The organism is Aeromonas sp. 3P (genome assembly GCF_051919745.1).
In the GTDB taxonomy this organism is placed as follows: domain Bacteria; phylum Pseudomonadota; class Gammaproteobacteria; order Enterobacterales; family Aeromonadaceae; genus Aeromonas; species Aeromonas veronii.
On sequence record NZ_JBQBED010000001.1, the window covers coordinates 4,659,799 to 4,678,186 of the forward strand.

The window sequence follows — 18,388 nt, forward strand, 5'->3', positions numbered from 1 at the left end:
GAAATATGATCGCCATTACGCATTGTACTTTGTCATTTTGCCACGTTTTTTTAATACACATTTGTGGTGGATATAATCTGGCAAGCTGTGTGAAATATATTTCAGGCCAGATTTTGACTTGTGAGTAATAAAATGGTGCCCCATTTTATCTGAGCAACAATTATTGTGGATTTATTTCAAGATGAGCTAAGTGGCATATTCATTTATCAATATTGATTGCATCTGGAACATTTAAAAATAAAAAGCCCTTCACCATGGTGAAGGGCTTTTTGCTATCTGGCGTTAGCCGATGGGGTTGCCCCGCTCTGGCTTAGTAGCCCTGCTGGTGCACGTCCATCACGGCGCGGCCTGACGGGTCGGCCATCTCCTTGAACTTGGCATCCCACTCCAGCGCGGTGGGGGTGGAGCAGGCGACCGACTTGCCGTAGGGCACGGTGCGGGCGGCGGCTTCTAGGGGGAAGTGCTCGTCGAAGATGGCGCGGTAGAAGTAGGCCTCCTTGGTGAGCGGGGTGTTGATGGGGAAGCGGAATGCAGCCGCCTCGAACATCTGATCCGTCACTTCCTGTTCCACCATGGCTTTCAGGCTGTCGATCCACGAATAACCCACTCCGTCGGAGAACTGCTCCTTCTGACGCCATGCCACTTCGTGGGGCAGCAGATCCTCGAACGCTTCGCGCAGGATGTGCTTCTCGATCTTGCCCTTGCCACACATCTTGTCGGCGGGCTGCAGGCGCATCGCCACGTCCATGAACTCCTTGTCGAGGAAGGGCACGCGACCCTCCACACCCCAGGCTGCCATCGACTTGTTGGCGCGCAGGCAGTCATAGAGGTGCAAAGAGGCGAGCTTGCGCACGTTCTCTTCGTGGAACTCGCGGGCGTTGGGCGCCTTGTGGAAGTAGAGGTAGCCACCGAACAGCTCGTCGGAGCCTTCGCCGGAGAGCACCATCTTGATCCCCATCGCCTTGATGTAGCGGGCCATCAGATACATCGGCGTGGAGGCGCGAATGGTGGTGACGTCATAGGTCTCGAGGTGATAGATGACATCGCGCAGGGCATCCAGACCCTCCTGCACGGTGAAGTGGATCTGGTGATGGATGGTGCCGAGGTGATCAGCCACCTTGCGGGCGGCGGCGAGATCCGGCGACCCTTCCAGACCGACGGCGAAGGAGTGCAGTTGCGGCCACCAGGCTTCGCTCTTGCCATCGTCCTCGATGCGGCGCGCCGCATAGAGCTTTGTGATAGCGGAGATGACGGAGGAGTCCAGTCCGCCGGAGAGCAGCACGCCATAAGGCACGTCGCACATCAGCTGGCGTTTGACCGCCGCTTCCAGCGCGGCTTTCAGCTCGGCCTTGTCGCTGACATTGTGCTCGACCGCGCTGTATTCCATCCAGTCTCGCTTGTACCACTGTTTGAGCTCGCCATCCTTGCTCCACAGGTAGTGTCCCGGCGGGAAGGTTTCGACGCTCTTGCAGACCGGCACCAGTGCTTTCATCTCGGAGGCGACATAGAAGTTGCCGTGCTCGTCGCGGCCTGTATAGAGGGGGATGATCCCCATGTGGTCGCGACCAATCAGGTAGGCATCCTGTTCGGCGTCATAAAGGATGAAGGCAAAGATGCCGTTGAGATCGTCGAGAAATGCCGGGCCCTTCTCCTTGTAGAGAGCCAGCAGCACTTCACAGTCGGATTTGGTCTGGAACTGGAAGTCGACCTTGAGGGTTTTCTCCAGCTCTTTGTGGTTGTAAATTTCGCCGTTGACCGCCAGCACATGGGTGCGTTCGGGGTTGTAGAGCGGCTGGGCGCCATTACCCGGGTCGACGATGGCCAGACGCTCGTGCACCAGAATGGCTTTGTCGGAGCTGTAGACGCCGGACCAGTCAGGCCCGCGGTGACGAAGTCGCTTGGACATCTCCAGCGCCGATTTGCGCAGGGCGACTGCATCGGACTTGATATCCAGAATGCCGAAAATTGAACACATTGGCGGTAATCCTCTTGATTTTTATATGAGCCCCCCACGTTTGGGCTCGAAATTCCATTTACATTCCTCGTCAGACACAATGCCTAGCGGAAAAACCTTTTGCAAGCGGGAAAACCGCAGAAAATCATGCCGTAAGCGTCAAGCGGATTAACAGAATAATGGCTGCGGCAACGGGGCAGTGTGACGTGAACGTCAAGCCGAGGCGGGTTCGAAGATCACATAGACCTTGCGACAGGGGGTAAGGGTCTCCCACTCGCCGACAAAGCCGGCCGGAATCACGAATTGATCGCCGGGTTTGAGGGCCAGCTGGCCACCCTGACTGTCGTGGATCACCACATCCCCCTCCAGCAGTTGGCAATACTCGTGCTCGGTGTAGTGAATGGTCCAGCGGCCCGGCTCGCAGCTCCAGAAGCCCACGTGAAACTGCTGGCTTGGGTCGGAGTAGTGGTTCCACACCGTTTGCGCCGGGTTGCCCGCTTTAATGCGCTCGGGGGCTGGCATCAGCGGGGTTGGGGCCGCCTCGTGGCGGTCCGGCAAAATCCAGTCTTTGAGGGTCTTCATGGTGCCTCCTTGGCTTCGGCAGATAGGAACGCGGGGCCATCCCGGCCCCGCGTTTGTTCGTTTTATTAAACGAGGTTGTGCATAACTTAAACGATGCGCATTCCCTTGCCAAGGGCTGCTGGCCGACGACTCAAAGCGGCTGCAAGCGGCGGATCACATGGCGGGCAAAGCCACTGCCCGCTTCGTTGTAGACGTTGAACACCGCATCCACCCCTTGCTCCTGCAGGGAGGCTATATCATCCTCGAAGCGGACGATGGCGGCGATCTTGCCGTTGAATCCGTGGCTGCGCAGCTTCTCGATGGCGTAGAGATTCCCCGAATGGTGGGGCATCGCCAGCAGCACCAGATTGACCTGATTGGAGAGCAGCACCTTGTCCCAGAAGTCGGTATCGGTGGCATCCCCCTCGATGACGTTCATCCCCTGGGCGCGCAGGGTGGGCAGCTTCTCGCTGTCGTTCTCCACCCCGAGGATGACGTTGCCGTACTTGTTCTCCAGTTCGAAATAGGCCCCCTGACCGATCCGCCCCATACCGAGGATGATCACCTCCGCATCGCCAAGCTCAATGGGCCTGTCTTCCGGATGAAGGTTGCTCGCCTGCAATCCCCGCAGCCAGTGACCGATGCGATGGTAGATCCGCTCGCTCTGGGCATTGAGCGGGGCGGAGATCATAAAGCTTGCCGCCAGCGCCAGCGAAACCGCCACCAGCCACTCGTGGGAGAGCCAGCCCGCCTTGGCGGCGATGGCGGCGACGATCAGCCCAAACTCCGAGAAGTTGGTGAGCGCCAGGGTGGAGAGCAGGGCGGTACGCACCCGCAGGTGGGCACCGCTGTAAACCAGATAGTAGAGGGCGCTTTTCAGTGGCAGAGCCAGCACCAGCGCCAGTGCCAGCAACATGGTGTCGTGGGTCGGCAGACCGTTGAGGCCGATGGTGAGGAAGAAGCAGATAAGAAACAGGTCTTTGAGGTTGAAGAGCGCCTTGGCAAGGCCTGCTGCGGCAGGATGAGAGGCGAGCATCATGCCGATGATGAGGGCGCCCAGATCCGGTTTAAGGCCGACCACTTCAAACCCGGCTGCTCCCACCACCAGCGCCAGAAAGACTCCGAACAGCACCTGCAGCTCGCCGTGACCAGCCCGCTCCAGCAGCTTGAACAGCAGCGGGCGCAGCAGCGGCAGTCCCAGCACCCAGAGCGCCCAGATGCTGGGCCACTTGCCGCTGGAAAAGGCCAGAAATGCCACGGCGAACACATCCTGCATCACCAGCACCCCGATGGCGATGCGGGCGTAGAGGGCATTCATGTCGCTGCGATCTTCCAGCACCTTGACCGCAAAGACAGTGCTGGAGAAGGAGAGGGCAAAACCCAGCAGCAGCGCCAGTTTCCAGTCCAGCGAGAGGGCAAGTTCAAGCCCCAGCCCCTTGCAGACCAGCAGCACCACGGTAAATAGCAGGGTGGAGAGCAGCAGATGCAGGCTGGTGGTGCCCCACACATCGCGCCGCATCAGGGTCTTGATATTGAGCTTGAGACCGATGGTGAACAGCAGCAGGGTTACGCCGAGATCGGCCACCTCGCTCAGGGCGGGAGTATTTTCATATCCCATGCCGTTGAGGATAAAACCGGCGGCCAGAAAGCCGAGCAGGGGGGGCAGGCCAATCAGATTGACTACCATGCCGCAACCAAAAGCCACGGCGATCAGAATGGGTTCCATAACAGATCCTGCAAGGGCAGGAGAGACCTGCCCTGTTTAACGCTTGGGTGGTGATTAGACGATATCGATGTCGACCACGGAGTCGAAGATGTGATTCGGCCGAAACGGCATGCGGTCGATATCGGCGACCTTGCTCACCCCGGAGAGCACCAGCACCGTCTCGAGACCGGCCTGAAAGCCCGCCAGAATGTCGGTGCGCAGGTTGTCGCCGATGATGATGGTGTCGTCGGAGTGGGCCTCCATCCGGTTGAGCGCCGCACGGATGATCCAGGCGCTCGGCTTGCCGACATAGAACGGCTTCTTGCCGGTCATCCGCTCGATGGGGGCGCACAGGGCGCCGCAGGCCGGGTGCATCATGGGGCCGTGGGTGTCGGGGTTGGTGGCGATAAAGCGGGCCCCTTGATCGACGAACTTGGCGCCCTGTTGCATCATGGTCCAGTTGTAGTTGCGGGTCTCCCCCACCACCACGAAGTCGGGGTCTATGTCGGTGATGGTGAAACCGGCCTTGTAGAGCTCGTGGGTCAGCGCCCCTTCACCGATCACATACGCCTTTTTGCCATCCTGACGCTTGAGGAAGTCGGCGGTGCCCATGGCGGAGGTATAGAAGCACTCCTCGGGCACCTCGATCCCGGCGGAGCGGAAGCGGTTTTGCAGATCTTTCTGGGTCTGGGCCGGGTAGTTGGTGAGGAACAAGAGCTTGCTGCCTTGCTCCAGCAGGCGATGGACGAAACGGTCGGCACCGGGGATGAGATCGTTGTTGTGCAGGATGACACCGTCGATATCGCAGATGACGTTCTTCTTCATGAAAACTCCTTGTCAGGGCGCAGGCGAGCCGCCAATCGTTAAGATGTTCAATCATTTATGATTTTTGTGACGCCATTATAAGTCTGTTTGATGACAAGTCTCCCCTGTCTCGCCACTTCGGTGCACAATAAAGCTGCCGTCGGGTCAGTCTGGTGGAGGGGCTGACGCCGGATCACTTTGCTGATGGAGCCGTCGCCATGGACACCCCGATTTCCAAGCCAGTTACACCCGAACACCTCACCGCCGCGCAATTTATCGCCGGACTGCCGAAACTGGAGCTGCACCTGCATATCGAGGGCAGCCTCGAACCCGAGCTGATGTTTGAGCTGGGCCGCCGCAATAATGTGCCACTGCCCTGGCCCGATGTGGCCTGCGTGCGCGCCGCCTATGACTTTGACTGCCTGCAATCCTTTCTCGACCTCTACTACCTCGGTGCCAGCGTACTGATGACCGAGCAGGACTTCTTCGACCTCACCTGGGCTTATCTTGAGCGTTGCGCCGCCGACAAGGTGGTGCATGTGGAGATCTTCTTCGACCCGCAGACCCACACCGCTCGCGGCATCCCCTTTGCTACCGTGCTGGGCGGTATCGAGCGGGCACTGCAGAGCGGAGAGAAGGAGTTTGGCATCAGCTGGCGCCTTATCATGAGCTTTTTGCGCCACCTGAGCGAGGAGGATGCCTTTGCGACGTTGGAAGAGGCTATGCCCTTCCTGTCACGCATTCACGGCATCGGCCTCGACTCCGGGGAGAAGGGCAATCCGCCGACCAAGTTTGCCCGGGTCTTTGCCAAATGCCGCGAGCTGGGGCTGCCGGTGGTGGCCCACGCAGGTGAAGAGGGCCCTGCCGACTACATCTGGCAGGCGATCAACGAGCTGAAGGTATGCCGCATCGATCACGGGGTGCGCTCGGCAGACGATCCCGAGCTGCTGCGCTATCTGGCCGATACCCGGCTGCCGCTCACCGTCTGTCCCCTCTCCAACACCCGGCTCAAGGTGTTCGGCAATATGGCCCAGCACAATGTGTTGCGGCTGCTGGAGCAGGGGCTCTGCGTCACCATCAACTCGGACGATCCCGCCTACTTTGGCGGCTATATGAATGCCAACTTTGTGGCGCTGGCCGATGGCCTCGGCGCGACCATGAGTCAGCTCTGTCGCTTGTCGCTCAATGCCGTTGAGGCGAGCTGGCTCTCTCTGGCCGACAAGGCGCGGCTGACCCGGGAGATCCGCAGTTATGCCGCAACTCACGGGGTGATCCTGTATTGAGTCAGGCGCCAATGAAGTCGAGATGACATGCACTATATAAAGAGAGGCCCGCCATCACTGGCGGGCCTCTTTCGTTTCAATGGTCGGTGTGGTTATCAGGGAAGGTCAGCGTTATGCCACTCGCACCAGAAACTTCTCACCCTGTCCTTCGCGCTTGAAGCGCTCAAGCAAAGTAGGCAGTGCCTCAAAGTCGCCCACCACCAGCGGCGGTAGGGTCAGCTCGCCGCTCGCCATCTGCGCCATCATGGCGACACCAGCGGCCACCAGTCGGCTCCACTGCTTGTCGGTGCCAAAGGCGTGCTGGGCGCCCAGCGCAATCTCGTGCAATGAGTGGCAATGGCTAAAGGCAGGTAGCGGATTGTGCGGGATGCGCCCGAGCACAGTCACCATATGGCCGTAGTAGCCAAGGGCGGGCAGCAAGCTCTCTGCCTGTTGGCTGGAGACCAGATCGATGATCCCCTCGAACGGTTCGTTGCCGTTGGCAGTCTGCAAGGTGGCCAGCCAGTCTGGTGCCCGGTAATCGGCCACCCCCTGCACACCTATCTGTTTGAGCCAGTGATGGTGGCGTGGGCTGGCACTGGCAAAGACTCGCGCTCCTTGCTGGAGGGCGAGCTGCACCGCAAAGCGGCCGACACTGCTGCCGGCACCGGTGATGAGCAGCGCTTCCCCGTGCAGGCGCGGCAGCTTGGCCAGCGCCTGCCAGGCGGTGAGGCCGGGACAGGGCAGGGCGGCGGCGGCCTCGTCACTCAGGGCATCGGGCACCGGCAGCAGGGCGCGGGCTGGTACCCGGGTGTGGCGGGCAAAGCTGCCGTGGTGGCGCAGGTCGGTGTGATAGGCGACCCGGGCACCGAGGCGCAGATGGCTGACGTTGGCACCGGGGGCCACGATAGTGCCCATGCCATCGACGCCGGGCACCTGACCATCCTGCCAGTTGGAGTGGCCATATTCGATCAGCTTCCAGTCCACCGGATTGAAAGCGATGACCCGGTTGGCTACCAGTACCTCGTCAGGGGCGAGCGGTGCCAGGGGCAGATTTGCGAGGGTAAGCTGGGTCGGTTCACCGGGGGCATGCCAGCACCAGGCTTGGGTGTGATTCATGATGACTCCTTGTGAAAGCGAGGGGAGAGAGCAACGAGATCATTGCAACAGCAAGACAGTGAAACTGCCACTGCTGCGAATGGGCAACAATGCGGCAGGCCCCAACCTGTGGGGCCTGCGTTACGTGGCCGGTTGGCCATCGGCAATCAGCGGCTGGTCGCTGCGTCGTCGGCCTGATAGACGGGGTAGTCGGTCAGCCCTTTCTCGCTGCCGCCAAACAGGGTGGCCGGATCGTGGGGGGCCAGCGGATAGCCGTGGCGCAGCCGGTTCGGCAGATCCGGGTTGGCGACGAAGGGGCGGCCAAAGCCAATCATGTCGGCCCAGCCCGCCTTGAGGGCGGCGCGTGCGCGATCACCATCATATTTACCGGCATAGATCAGGGTGTTGGGGAAGGCATCCCGCAGACCCTGCTTGAAGTTGTCCGGCATCAGGGGGGCATCGTCCCAGTCCGCTTCGGCAATGTGCAGGTAGACCACGTTGAGCTGGCCCAGCAGACGGGCAGCCGCCAGATAGGTCTCCTGCGGATTGGCATCGACTGTGCCGTTGAGGGTGGTGAGTGGCGCAAGACGCACCCCGACCCGGTCGGCGCCGATTTCGCTGCAGACCGCCTCGGTCACCTCTTTGAGAAAGCGCAGCCGGTTTTCCAGCGATCCGCCGTAGCCGTCGGTGCGGGCATTGGACTCGGAGTCGAGGAACTGGTTGATGAGGTATCCGTTGGCGGCGTGCAGCTCGATGCCGTCAAAACCGGCGCTGATGGCGTTGCGAGCCGCCTGACGGAACTGGCCCACCACCGCATCGATATCGGCTTGGGTCATGGCGCGCGGGGTGACGGTCTCGACAAAGCCCGGCGCATCGCTGCCGTTATCGACGAACACCTTGACGCCCACTGCGGGCAGGGCTGAAGCGGAGATGGGCTGGGCGCCGCCGATGTTGTCCGGATGGGTGACCCGGCCCACGTGCCAGAGCTGGGCGAAGATGGTGCCCCCCTTGGCGTGCACAGCATCGGTCACCAGCTTCCAGCCAGCGATCTGCTCGGCGCTGTAGATGCCCGGTGTCCAGGCATAGCCCTTGCCCATGGGGTCGATTTGGGTGCCTTCGCTGATGATCAGGCCCGCCTCGGCGCGCTGGGCGTAGTAGCTCGCCATCATGGCGTTGGCCACATCACCAGGCTGACTGGCACGAGAGCGGGTCATGGGGGGCATGACGATGCGGTTGGCAAGGTGCAGTTGGCCGAGGCGCAGCGGGCAGAACAGGTGATCGTGGCTCATCTTGAGTTCCTCATGGTGGAAGTGAGGCCACTTTATGCCGCCATCTTGTTGTGAAAAAGGGGGGTAATTGCACAAGAGAATTGTGCTTGATGCAGCAATCAGTGCAAACCGTCGGGAAAGAGGTGTTGAGGCATAAAGTTGAAGCATAAAAAAGAGGGCCGTATGGCCCTCTTCTGTATTCTGCTGGTGGCAGGCTCAAGCCGTGGTGGGCATCACTTTCACCCGCTCGATGCGCCGCTCGCTCACCTCGATCACCTCGAAGTTGAGTTGCTGCAGTTGCAACTGCTGACCCGGAGTGGGCAGGGTGCCGAAGTGGGAGAGCAGCATGCCCGCCAGGGTCACGTACTCGTCGCTCTCGCTCACCAGCCCCTCGTGCTCCAGCACCTGCTCCACATGGTGGATGTTGGTGCTGCCATTGATGAGCCACCCTTCACCATCGCGGATCATGTCGGGGGTCTCATCCTCATCCGGCAGTTCGCCGACAATCGCCTCCAGCAGGTCGTGGGTGGTGACCAGACCCTGGATCACGCCGAACTCGTCGGCCACCAGAATGAGGCTCCCCTTCGCCTTGCGCAGCTCCGCCAGCAGCTTAATCACGTTGATGGTCTGCGGCACGATAATGGGGTCGTTCTGCTTGGCCAGCGCGCTTAAGGATTGCCCTTCGTTCAAGGCAAATAGCAGGTCGCGCGCCTTGACCACGCCGATCACCTCGTCCAGATCCCCGTCACAGACCGGGAACAGGCTGTGGGGCTCGCGCTGCAGCAGGGCGCGGATCTCGTCGCTGGAGTCGTTGATATCAATCCAGGCCATCTCCGAGCGCGGGGTCATGATGGTGCGAATGGAGCGCTCGGCCAGCGACAGCACGCCGGTCACCATGTAGCGCTCCTCCTCGCCAAAGCTCACCGGCGCTACGGCAGGGGTATCCAGATCGTCATCCGGCTGATCCTGATAGGCCTTGCTCCCCATCAGCTTGAAGATGGCGGCGGTGGTGCGCTCACGCAGGGGCTGTTTGGATTCGTGACGCATGGCGCTGCGCTGGGCCAGTTGGTTGAAAAACTCGATCAGCACCGAGAAGCCGATGGCCGCATAGAGGTAGCCCTTCGGAATATGGAAACCGAACCCTTCCGCCACCAGGCTGAAGCCGATCATCAGCAGGAAGCTCAGACAGAGCACCACCACGGTGGGGTGGGCGTTGACGAAACGGGTCAGCGGTTTGGAGGCGAGCACCATCACCACCATGGCGATGGTCACGGCGGCCATCATCACGCCCAGGTGTTCCACCATGCCGACGGCAGTGATGATGGAGTCGAGCGAGAAGACCGCATCGAGCACCAGAATTTGGGCGATCACCACGCCGAAGCTGGCGTAGGCGCCGACCGGGCCATCATCCTGGGGTTTGGCTTCCAGCCGCTCGTGCAGCTCGGAGGTGGCCTTGAACAGCAGGAACAGGCCGCCCCCCATCAGGATCAGGTCCCGACCGGAGAAGGGGTGATCCCACAGGTGCAAAATCGGGGTGGTCAGGGTGACCAGCCATGACATGACGCTCAGAAGTCCTAGTCGCATCAGCAGGGCCAGCGACAGGCCGATAATGCGCGCCTTGTCCCGTTGGGTGGGGGGCAGTTTTTTCACCAGGATGGCGATAAAGACCAGGTTGTCGATCCCCAGCACGATTTCCAGAATGATCAGGGTAAACAGACCAATCCAGATATGGGGATCCAGCAGCAATTCCATTGTATGACCTCAATAAAAACAGACAGAGCAGAGAGTGATCACGGCGCGCGATGGCCGCAGTAACAGCAAGGCAAAGGTGTTATTCAGAGGCGCTGATTAAGCAGAAAAAGATAGGCTTTGACAGAGAGAGACGAAGGGCAACTTCGGGGATTGTCCATGATGGGCAATAAAACCTCGGGTGAAAAATGAGCCCTGATAATAGCGGCTGGCGCCAATTTGGCAAGCGCAGCGTCAGCGCGGCGTGATGGGGTTGTGATGCGACAGGGGGAGGCGGCCGTGCCGCGCTCCCCCGTGCGGTCGTTACAACCAGCGCTTTTCGCGGGTGAAACAGACCGACAGCCAGGCATCCCCAAGGGTATCGCCAAGGCGAGACCAGAGCTCCTGACGCAGGGCATCCTGACGTTCGACGGGCCACTCCTGACCCGGCGCCACCAGAATGTTCAATTCCAGATCGAAGCGGCGACCGCTTTTGGCCAGATGGCTGTAGCACTCGATGCCGTGGCGCTGGCGCAGCGCCTCGATCTCCTGCTCGACTTGCCGTGGCACATCCCCCTTGGGGGCAATTTTCAGCACTTCCCGCAGGTTGCGACCGAGCACCTTGATGGGAATGAGGGTGGCGCAGAGGGCCAGCAGCGAGACCAGCACCGGGTCTATGTAGCGGTTGTATTGGCCGTAGCCGATGGCATCGAGGCCAATGGCGACCACAAAGCCAATCAGCAGAGTGGCGCTGAGCAGGGTATCCACCAGCCACTCCTTGGAGTCGACCCGCACCAGTTCGGAGTCAACCTGTTCGGCAACCTGGGCTTCGATGCGATAGATGATGGCGCAGAAGAAGGTGGAGACGGCGGCATAGATGAGGGCGTGGCCGAGATCGATCTCCCGTCCGCCATCCAGCAGGGTGGTGATGCCGCTATAGAGAGCGCCAAGGCAGAGCAGCAGAATAATGGCGCCATTGATGACGTTGGTGATGGGCTCGAAGTGGGCGTAGCCATACTGGAAGCGCGCATCGGAAGGGCGGGTAACGAGATAGGCGGTAACAAGACCGAGGCCTGTCATACCCATGCTGAACAGGGTGAAGATACCATCGAGCATGATGGCGTTGGAACCGACGAAGAGGCCGTAGCCGATGCCGAAGATGGCAAAGGTGATACAACCGAACAGCGACAGGGTAAGCGCCTGTTTTTCGGTGGTGACCAGCGTACTGATAACATGGCTGTGGTGAGCCATAAAAGTCCTCCTTTCAAATGGTGAATATTGCCAAGCGCAAGCGGTTTTCTAGCTGATATACTGCCCGCTCACATGTGAGCGGACTGGCCTGACTGCCATTGACAGGCGGCTGGCCAGTCGTTGTCGCCGGCGTGCCGGCATCAAGCAAAGGATGGGAACAAGGATTCATGATCCCGAGACTCGATTACCAGGACAGTTTGTCACCCGCAACCCTGCAGTTTCTTGAGTTGCTAGAGCGCAGCGCATTTCGTGGTGATATCGAAAAGTCTTATGCAAGCCGGTTGGCGATGGCGACGGATAACAGCGTCTATCAGGTAGTACCTCAGGCGGTTCTCTATCCGCGCAGTGCGGACGACATAGCAGCAATGCTCAAGCTGGCCGCAGAGCCGGCGTTCGCCTCCTTGAGTTTTTTTCCTCGCGGTGGCGGTACCGGCACCAATGGCCAGTCATTGGGCGGCGGCATTATCGTCGATCTCTCCCGTTATATGAACCAGATCATGGAAATTAATCTGGAGGAGGGGTGGGTGCGCGCCCAGGCCGGGGTGGTGAAAGACCAGCTCAACGCCTATCTCAAGCCCCATGGCTACTTCTTCTCGCCGGATCTCTCCACCTCCAACCGCGCCACCTTAGGGGGCATGATCAACACCGACGCCTCGGGGCAGGGGTCTCTGGTCTACGGCAAAACCTCGGATCACGTGCTGGGGCTCAAAGCGGTGCTGGAGAATGGCGACATCATGGCCACCGAGCCGCTGACCGGTGAGCGACTGGCCGACAAGCTGGCGCTGGAGAGTCGCGAAGGGGAGATCTATCGCACCCTCTATCGTATCGGCAAGGAGCGCCGCGCCGACATCGAGGCGACCTTCCCCAAGCTCAACCGCTTTCTGACCGGCTACGATCTCAAGCACCTATATCAACCGGATACCGACACGCTGGATGTGAGTCGGGTGTTGTGCGGCTCGGAAGGGTCTCTCGGCTTTATCACCGAAGCCAAACTCAATATCACCCCCATCCCGCGTTATCGCACTCTGGTCAACGTCAAGTACGACAGCTTCCCCTCCGCCCTGCGCAATGCCCCCTTTATGGTGCAGGCCCAGGCGCTGTCGGTGGAGACGGTGGACTCCCGGGTGCTCGGGCTGGCCCGCGCCGACATCATCTGGCATTCGGTGAAAGAACTTATTCAGGATGTGCCCGGCAAGGATCTGCAAGGGCTCAACATTGTCGAGTTTGCCGACACCGACGAGGCGGAACACAAGGCCAAGGTGGCGGAGCTCTGCCGCCGTATCGACGCGCTGCTGGCCAAGGGCGAGGCGGGGATCATCGGCTATCAGGTGTGTGACCACCTGCCGAGCATCGAAACCATCTACACCATGCGCAAAAAGTCGGTGGGGCTGCTTGGCAACACCGAAGGGCGCAAGAAGCCGGTGGCGTTCACTGAAGACACCGCCGTGCCGCCCGAATCCCTGGCCGATTTCATCATGGAGTTTCGCGCCCTGCTGGACGCCCACGGCCTCGACTACGGCATGTTCGGCCACGTCGATGCCGGTGTGCTGCACGTGCGCCCGGCGCTGGATTTGTGCGATCCCGAGCAGGAGGTGCTGCTGCGCCGCATCTCCGATCAGGTGGTGGCCCTCACCGCCAAATATGGCGGCTTGATGTGGGGGGAGCACGGCAAGGGCTTTCGCTCCGAGTACAGCCCTGCCTTCTTTGGCGAGCTGTGGGAAGAGTTGCAGCTGGTCAAGGGGGCGTTCGACCCGGCCAACCGCATCAACCCGGGCAAGATCTGTATCCCCTACGGTAGCGGCGCCGAGCTGGTGTCGGTGGATGGCCCCAAGCGCGGCAAGTATGACCGCCAGATCCCGCTCGCGGTGCGCACCAGCTACACCCGCGCCATGGATTGCAACGGCAACGGTCTGTGCTTCACCTTCGAGACCGACTCCCCCATGTGCCCCTCGGTCAAGATCAGCCGTGATCGCCGCCAATCCCCCAAGGGGCGGGCGGGTCTGATGCGCGAATGGCTGCGTCAGTTGGCGGAGCAGGGCTTCGACCCGTTGGCGGAAGAGGTGGCGCTGCAATCCGGTGGCGTACGCTTCAAACAGCTGGTGGACAAGGTGCGCAACAGCTGGGCCAAACAGCGCGGCGAGTATGATTTCTCCCACGAGGTGATGGAGGCGATGTCGGGCTGTCTGGCCTGCAAGGCATGTACCAGCCAGTGCCCGATCAAGGTGGATGTACCCGATTTTCGCGCCCGCTTTATGCAGCTCTATCACGGCCGCTACCTGCGTGCGCCGAAGGATTATTTTGTCGGCACGGTGGAGAGCTATGCACCGCTGCTTGCCAAGGCGCCGAAGCTGGTCAACTTCTTCCTCGAAAAAGAGTGGGCCCAGAAGGCGACCGAGAAGAGCATCGGCATGGTCGATGTGCCGCTGCTCTCTGTGCCGACCCTGGCTGAGAGCCTGCACGATAACCGCGCCCGCTATTTTGATCTGCCGGGACTGGAGCGGATGAGTGCCGAGCAGCGCAAGCAGGTGGTGCTGATAGTGCAGGATCCCTTCACCAGTTATTACGATGCCCCTGTGGTGCGCGACTTGGTGAAACTCGCCAGCAAGCTCGGTTTCCAGCCCTACTTGCTGCCCTTTAAACCGAACGGTAAACCCCAGCATATCAAGGGGTTCCTGCGCGCCTTTGCCCGCACTGCTGCCAACAGCGCCCAGTTCCTCAATAAGGTAGCGGCGCTTGGCATTCCCATGGTGGGGGTGGATCCGGCAATGGTGCTTTGCTATCGCGACGAGTATGCCAAGGCGCTGGGGTCGGCTCGCGGCGATTTTCAGGTGTTGTTGCCGCAGGAGTGGCTGCTCTCGCTGCCGGTAGATCAGTTGCCTGCTCGAACCGACAAGACCAAGAGCGAGGAGGGGAGCGAGCCCTGGTATCTCTTTGCCCACTGCACCGAGAAGACCGCCAAGCCCTCCACTCACGGTGACTGGAGCACCCTGTTTGGCCGTTTCGGGGCCAGCTTGCAGCCGGTCTCTGTGGGGTGTTGCGGTATGGCGGGCACCTATGGTCACGATGTCAAACAGGTGGAGAACTCCAAGGGCATCTATGGGTTGAGCTGGGCCGACCCGCTAGCCCGTCTACCCAAAGCGCGCTGTCTGGCGACTGGCTATTCGTGTCGCAGTCAGGTCAAGCGGATGGAGGGGGAAAAGCTCAAACATCCATTGCAAGCCCTGCTGGAGCTGCTCTGATGTTGACGTTTCCCAAGCGGTTTCGGGTGCCGAAGGCCTATCGGCACCCGCGTTTCTTGCTGTTACCCGCCACTCCTGCTCAGGCGGTGGTGGAGTTTGTTGCCATGTTGCGCGAGCGCGAGCAGCTCCATCAGCTGTTTCGCCCGAACGATATCTGGCCCTCGGCCAACTTCAGCTTGAGCCAGCACGAAGGAGATCTGGAGTGGCAGCAGTCGGAGTTTCTGGCCAAGCGCTCTTTTGCCTATGGCCTCTGGAGCCCGGATCGGGAGCCGCAATTTTGGGGCGGGGTTTATCTCTACCCCTCGGTGCTGCCAGAGGTAGAGGTGGAGCTCTTCTTCTGGAAGGTGGCCGAGGCGCCCATCACGGATGAGGAGCTGGAGACGCAGCTGCGCGACTGGCTCGCCAGGGTGTGGCAGTGGCCAGAACTCCGTCTGCCGGGGCGAGAAGTGCCCTGGTCCGAGTGGCCCGGCGTTACCTACCCTTGGTGACATCCAGCTTAAGGGCATGATTGTGTAACACGCAGCGCCGGGTCGGGGCTGCGTTGTTACCACGTCACCCGGTAACCAACAACTCACATAACCGAACCATTTTACCGATGGAGGGCGTTTCACCCATATCGGTACGCATTCATCGCTTACATAAGGAGTCTGATCGCAATGAGTCACGATATTGCGCCCATCTGGCGTAAACCCATGAGCCTGGAGGGGCTCAACGCCACCTCTCGCAACACACTGATGGCCCATCTCGACATCGTCTACACCGCTTTTGGCACCGACTGGCTGGAGGCGACCATGCCGGTGGATCACCGTACGCACCAGCCCCTTGGCATGCTGCATGGCGGTGCATCCGTGGTGCTGGCGGAAACCTTGGGATCGATTGCCGCCAATATGGCGGTCGGGCCAGATAGCTACTGTGTGGGGTTGGAGGTGAATGCCAACCATCTGCGAGCCAAGCGGGAAGGGGTGGTGACCGGGCGTTGCACGCCGCTTCATCTGGGAGCAACAACCCAGGTGTGGCAGATTGAAATTCGGGACGAACGGATGCGTTTATTGTGCACCAGCCGACTGACCATGGCGGTGCTCAAACACAAGCGGGGCAAGGACTCCAGCGAGGAGTGATCTGCAATAACGCACTATGAGTGCAAAATAAGCAAGCCATACTCGTCAGATCCCTCTATAATTGCCAACGTCTTGAGAGGCTTATCACATTTTTCAAGACAGCAGAACAAAGTGGCGCTATAATCGCCGCCTTTTTGCTATTCCGCGGTGTTAGCCGCCTGCCTTAATCTGGAAGAATCTATGTCTGATACCGAACAACTGCCCCTTTTTAGTGAGCTTGGACTGGCCGCGCCTGTATTGAAAGCGCTGCAGGACGTGGGCTATGAGCGCCCGTCACCGATCCAGGCCGCAGCAATTCCCCACCTGATGGCGGGACACGATCTGCTGGGGCAGGCGCAAACCGGTACAGGGAAGACCGCTGCTTTTGCCTTGCCTCTGTTGTCTCGTCTGGAAGCTGGTAACCGCAACACCCAGATCCTGGTGCTGGCGCCGACCCGCGAACTGGCGCTGCAAGTGGCTGAAGCGTGCCAACGCTACGCTCACCACATGCCTGATTTCCACGTACTGCCCATCTACGGCGGTGCCTCCTACGAAACCCAGACCCGCGCCCTGCGTCGCGGTGCTCAGGTTGTCGTCGGTACTCCGGGCCGCGTGATGGACCTGATCCGTCGCAAGAACCTGGACCTCTCCGGCCTGAAAGCTCTGGTACTGGACGAAGCTGATGAAATGCTGCGTATGGGCTTCATCGACGACGTTGACTGGATCATGGAGCAGTGCCCGAGCACTCGTCAGGTTGCCCTGTTCTCTGCCACCATGCCGGAGCAGATCCGTCGCGTGGCCCAGAAGCACCTGAAGCAGCCCAAAGAGATCAAGATCGCCTCCAAGACTGCTACCGCTACCACTATTCGCCAGCGTTACTGGCAGGTAACCGGTCTGCACAAGCTGGACGCCATGACCCGTCTGCTGGAAGTGGAATCCTACGAAGCCCTGCTGGTATTCGTACGTACCAAGAACGCTGCCGAAGAGCTGGCTGGCAAGCTGGCCGCCCGTGGTCACGCCTGTGAAGCGCTGCACGGCGACATCCCGCAGAAACTGCGTGAGCGTACCGTTGACAAACTGCGTCAAGGCCAGCTGGATATCCTGATCGCCACCGACGTTGTCGCCCGTGGTCTGGACGTTGAGCGCATCACTCACGTAGTGAACTACGACATTCCGTACGACACCGAATCTTACGTTCACCGTATCGGTCGTACCGGTCGTGCTGGTCGTAAAGGCGAAGCCATCCTGTTCGTCGCTCCCCGCGAGCGTCGTATGCTGCGCGCTATCGAGCACGCAACTCGCCAGGCCATCGAGCCGATGAAGATGCCGAGTACCGAGGACATCAACCAGCATCGTCTGGCCAAGTTCAAAGAGCGCATCCGCGAAACCATGATGGGTGAAGAGCTCGAGATCTACCACAACCTGGTCAACGAGCTGATCGAAGAGGATTCTGCCGATCCGCTGGAGCTGGCTGCTGCACTGGCCAAGCTGGTACAGGGTGACCAACCGCTGCTGCTGGATGACTCCATTCCGGATCCGCTGTTCAACAACAGCAACGATCGTGGTGGCTTCGAGCGCCGTGACTTCAACGACCGTGGCGGTCGTGATTTCGGTGACCGTGGTGATCGTCCTGCCCGTCGCATGCCGTCCCTGGAGCCGCGTCCGCTGAAAGACAACCCGGACGTGGAGATGGAGCGCTATCGCGTAGACGTGGGTGCGCATCACGGCGTCAAGCCGGGCCAGATCGTAGGCGCCATCGCCAACGAAGCGAACATCGAGAGCCGCTTCATCGGCAACATCGACATCGCTGATGACTTCTCCACCGTCGATCTGCCGAAAGGCATGACCGCAGATGTACTGGAAGTGATCAAGAAAGCCCGTGTTTGCCAGCGTCCGCTGCAAATCACCCGCTACACCGAAGTGCCGGCCGGTGGCAACACCAGCAGCCGCCCGCCCCGTGGCGATCGTCCGTTCCGTGGCGACCGTCCTTTCAACAAGGATCGCCGTCCCCAGGGTGACCGTCCGTTCAACAAGAGCGGGGAGCGCCGTGAAGGTGGCTTCAACAAAGATCGCAAATTCGGTGGCAAGCGTCGCGAAAGCTGATTGCTGATCCCGTTATGAAGAAGGCCGCTCCTTGAGCGGCCTTTTTTTCTGCCTGCGGTTTACCCTGTGTGCTTACTAAACACCAGATCGGCATAAGCCGTTACATGGGTGAGCGAATGAAGGCCACTATTTGATAACTGGATGTCGGGGAAAGAGAGAATACCGTTTCTACTCGACAGGCGGTTGTGACGTGGTTGGGTATCATCCGCCATTCTGCCATAGGTCTGGGCTGGCAGCCGTTTCTTTGTATTGGCAAGCGTTGGGACGTGTGCACTTGGGCGGATAGTTGGATGGGGAGTGACAGCATTGCGCCCGCTG

13 protein-coding genes are annotated in these 18,388 nt (G+C 60.2%); 5 read left to right on the forward strand and 8 right to left on the reverse strand.

What is annotated here, in order from left to right:
- Positions 1-310 precede the first annotated feature (310 nt).
- The 4 genes from asnB to ACTG19_RS21690 form a co-directional block, all read right to left on the reverse strand.
- Positions 311-1,975, reverse strand: a complete 1,665-nt coding sequence (gene asnB / locus ACTG19_RS21675) for an asparagine synthase B (protein ID WP_005361356.1) — start codon at positions 1,973-1,975, stop codon at positions 311-313.
- Between the two features lie 192 nt (positions 1,976-2,167).
- Positions 2,168-2,536 (reverse strand): cupin domain-containing protein, encoded by a 369-nt coding sequence (locus ACTG19_RS21680; RefSeq protein ID WP_439989565.1) that lies wholly within the window; start codon positions 2,534-2,536, stop codon positions 2,168-2,170.
- Positions 2,537-2,666: 130 nt separating this feature from the next.
- Positions 2,667-4,241, reverse strand: coding sequence for a cation:proton antiporter family protein (locus ACTG19_RS21685; RefSeq protein ID WP_159158691.1), 1,575 nt, complete (start codon positions 4,239-4,241; stop codon positions 2,667-2,669).
- 54 nt (positions 4,242-4,295) lie between these two features.
- Entirely contained in the window at positions 4,296-5,045 is a 750-nt protein-coding gene (locus ACTG19_RS21690; RefSeq protein ID WP_005337281.1) for an HAD-IIA family hydrolase, read from the reverse strand.
- Positions 5,046-5,242: 197 nt separating this feature from the next.
- On the opposite strand from ACTG19_RS21690, the gene ACTG19_RS21695 reads away from it, so the two are divergent.
- A complete protein-coding gene (locus tag ACTG19_RS21695) occupies positions 5,243-6,307 on the forward strand; it encodes an adenosine deaminase (RefSeq protein ID WP_219594107.1) in 1,065 nt (354 codons plus the stop codon).
- 111 nt (positions 6,308-6,418) lie between these two features.
- On the opposite strand, the gene ACTG19_RS21700 is transcribed toward ACTG19_RS21695, so the two are convergent.
- The 4 genes from ACTG19_RS21700 to ACTG19_RS21715 all read right to left on the reverse strand — a co-directional run bounded on the left by ACTG19_RS21700 (position 6,419) and on the right by ACTG19_RS21715 (position 11,631).
- Positions 6,419-7,405: a zinc-binding dehydrogenase gene (locus ACTG19_RS21700; protein WP_429151085.1), complete on the reverse strand. Its 987-nt coding sequence runs from the start codon at positions 7,403-7,405 to the stop codon at positions 6,419-6,421.
- 146 nt (positions 7,406-7,551) lie between these two features.
- Positions 7,552-8,673, reverse strand: a complete 1,122-nt coding sequence (locus ACTG19_RS21705; RefSeq protein WP_429151084.1) for an alkene reductase — start codon at positions 8,671-8,673, stop codon at positions 7,552-7,554.
- A 195-nt stretch (positions 8,674-8,868) separates the two neighbouring features.
- On the reverse strand, positions 8,869-10,404 hold the full coding sequence (locus ACTG19_RS21710) for a TerC family protein (protein WP_439989566.1): 1,536 nt from the start codon (positions 10,402-10,404) through the stop codon (positions 8,869-8,871).
- A 300-nt stretch (positions 10,405-10,704) separates the two neighbouring features.
- Positions 10,705-11,631 carry a cation diffusion facilitator family transporter gene (locus ACTG19_RS21715; protein WP_005352774.1) on the reverse strand — a complete coding sequence of 309 codons (927 nt, stop codon included), beginning with the start codon at positions 11,629-11,631 and terminating at the stop codon, positions 10,705-10,707.
- 167 nt (positions 11,632-11,798) lie between these two features.
- On the opposite strand from ACTG19_RS21715, the gene ydiJ reads away from it, so the two are divergent.
- From ydiJ to ACTG19_RS21735, 4 genes are all read left to right on the forward strand, one after another.
- Positions 11,799-14,870: a D-2-hydroxyglutarate dehydrogenase YdiJ gene (gene ydiJ, locus ACTG19_RS21720; protein WP_439989567.1), complete on the forward strand. Its 3,072-nt coding sequence runs from the start codon at positions 11,799-11,801 to the stop codon at positions 14,868-14,870.
- The gene (locus ACTG19_RS21725; protein ID WP_439989568.1) at positions 14,870-15,358 is read left to right on the forward strand and encodes a hypothetical protein; all 489 of its coding nucleotides are present in this window, start codon (positions 14,870-14,872) and stop codon (positions 15,356-15,358) included. The genes ydiJ and ACTG19_RS21725 overlap by 1 nt, the downstream gene beginning before the upstream one ends.
- Before the next feature lie 168 nt (positions 15,359-15,526).
- Positions 15,527-15,988, forward strand: a complete 462-nt coding sequence (locus tag ACTG19_RS21730) for a hotdog fold thioesterase (protein ID WP_213388770.1) — start codon at positions 15,527-15,529, stop codon at positions 15,986-15,988.
- Between the two features lie 180 nt (positions 15,989-16,168).
- On the forward strand, positions 16,169-18,070 hold the full coding sequence (locus ACTG19_RS21735; RefSeq protein WP_047438936.1) for a DEAD/DEAH box helicase: 1,902 nt from the start codon (positions 16,169-16,171) through the stop codon (positions 18,068-18,070).
- Positions 18,071-18,388: the final 318 nt, after the last annotated feature.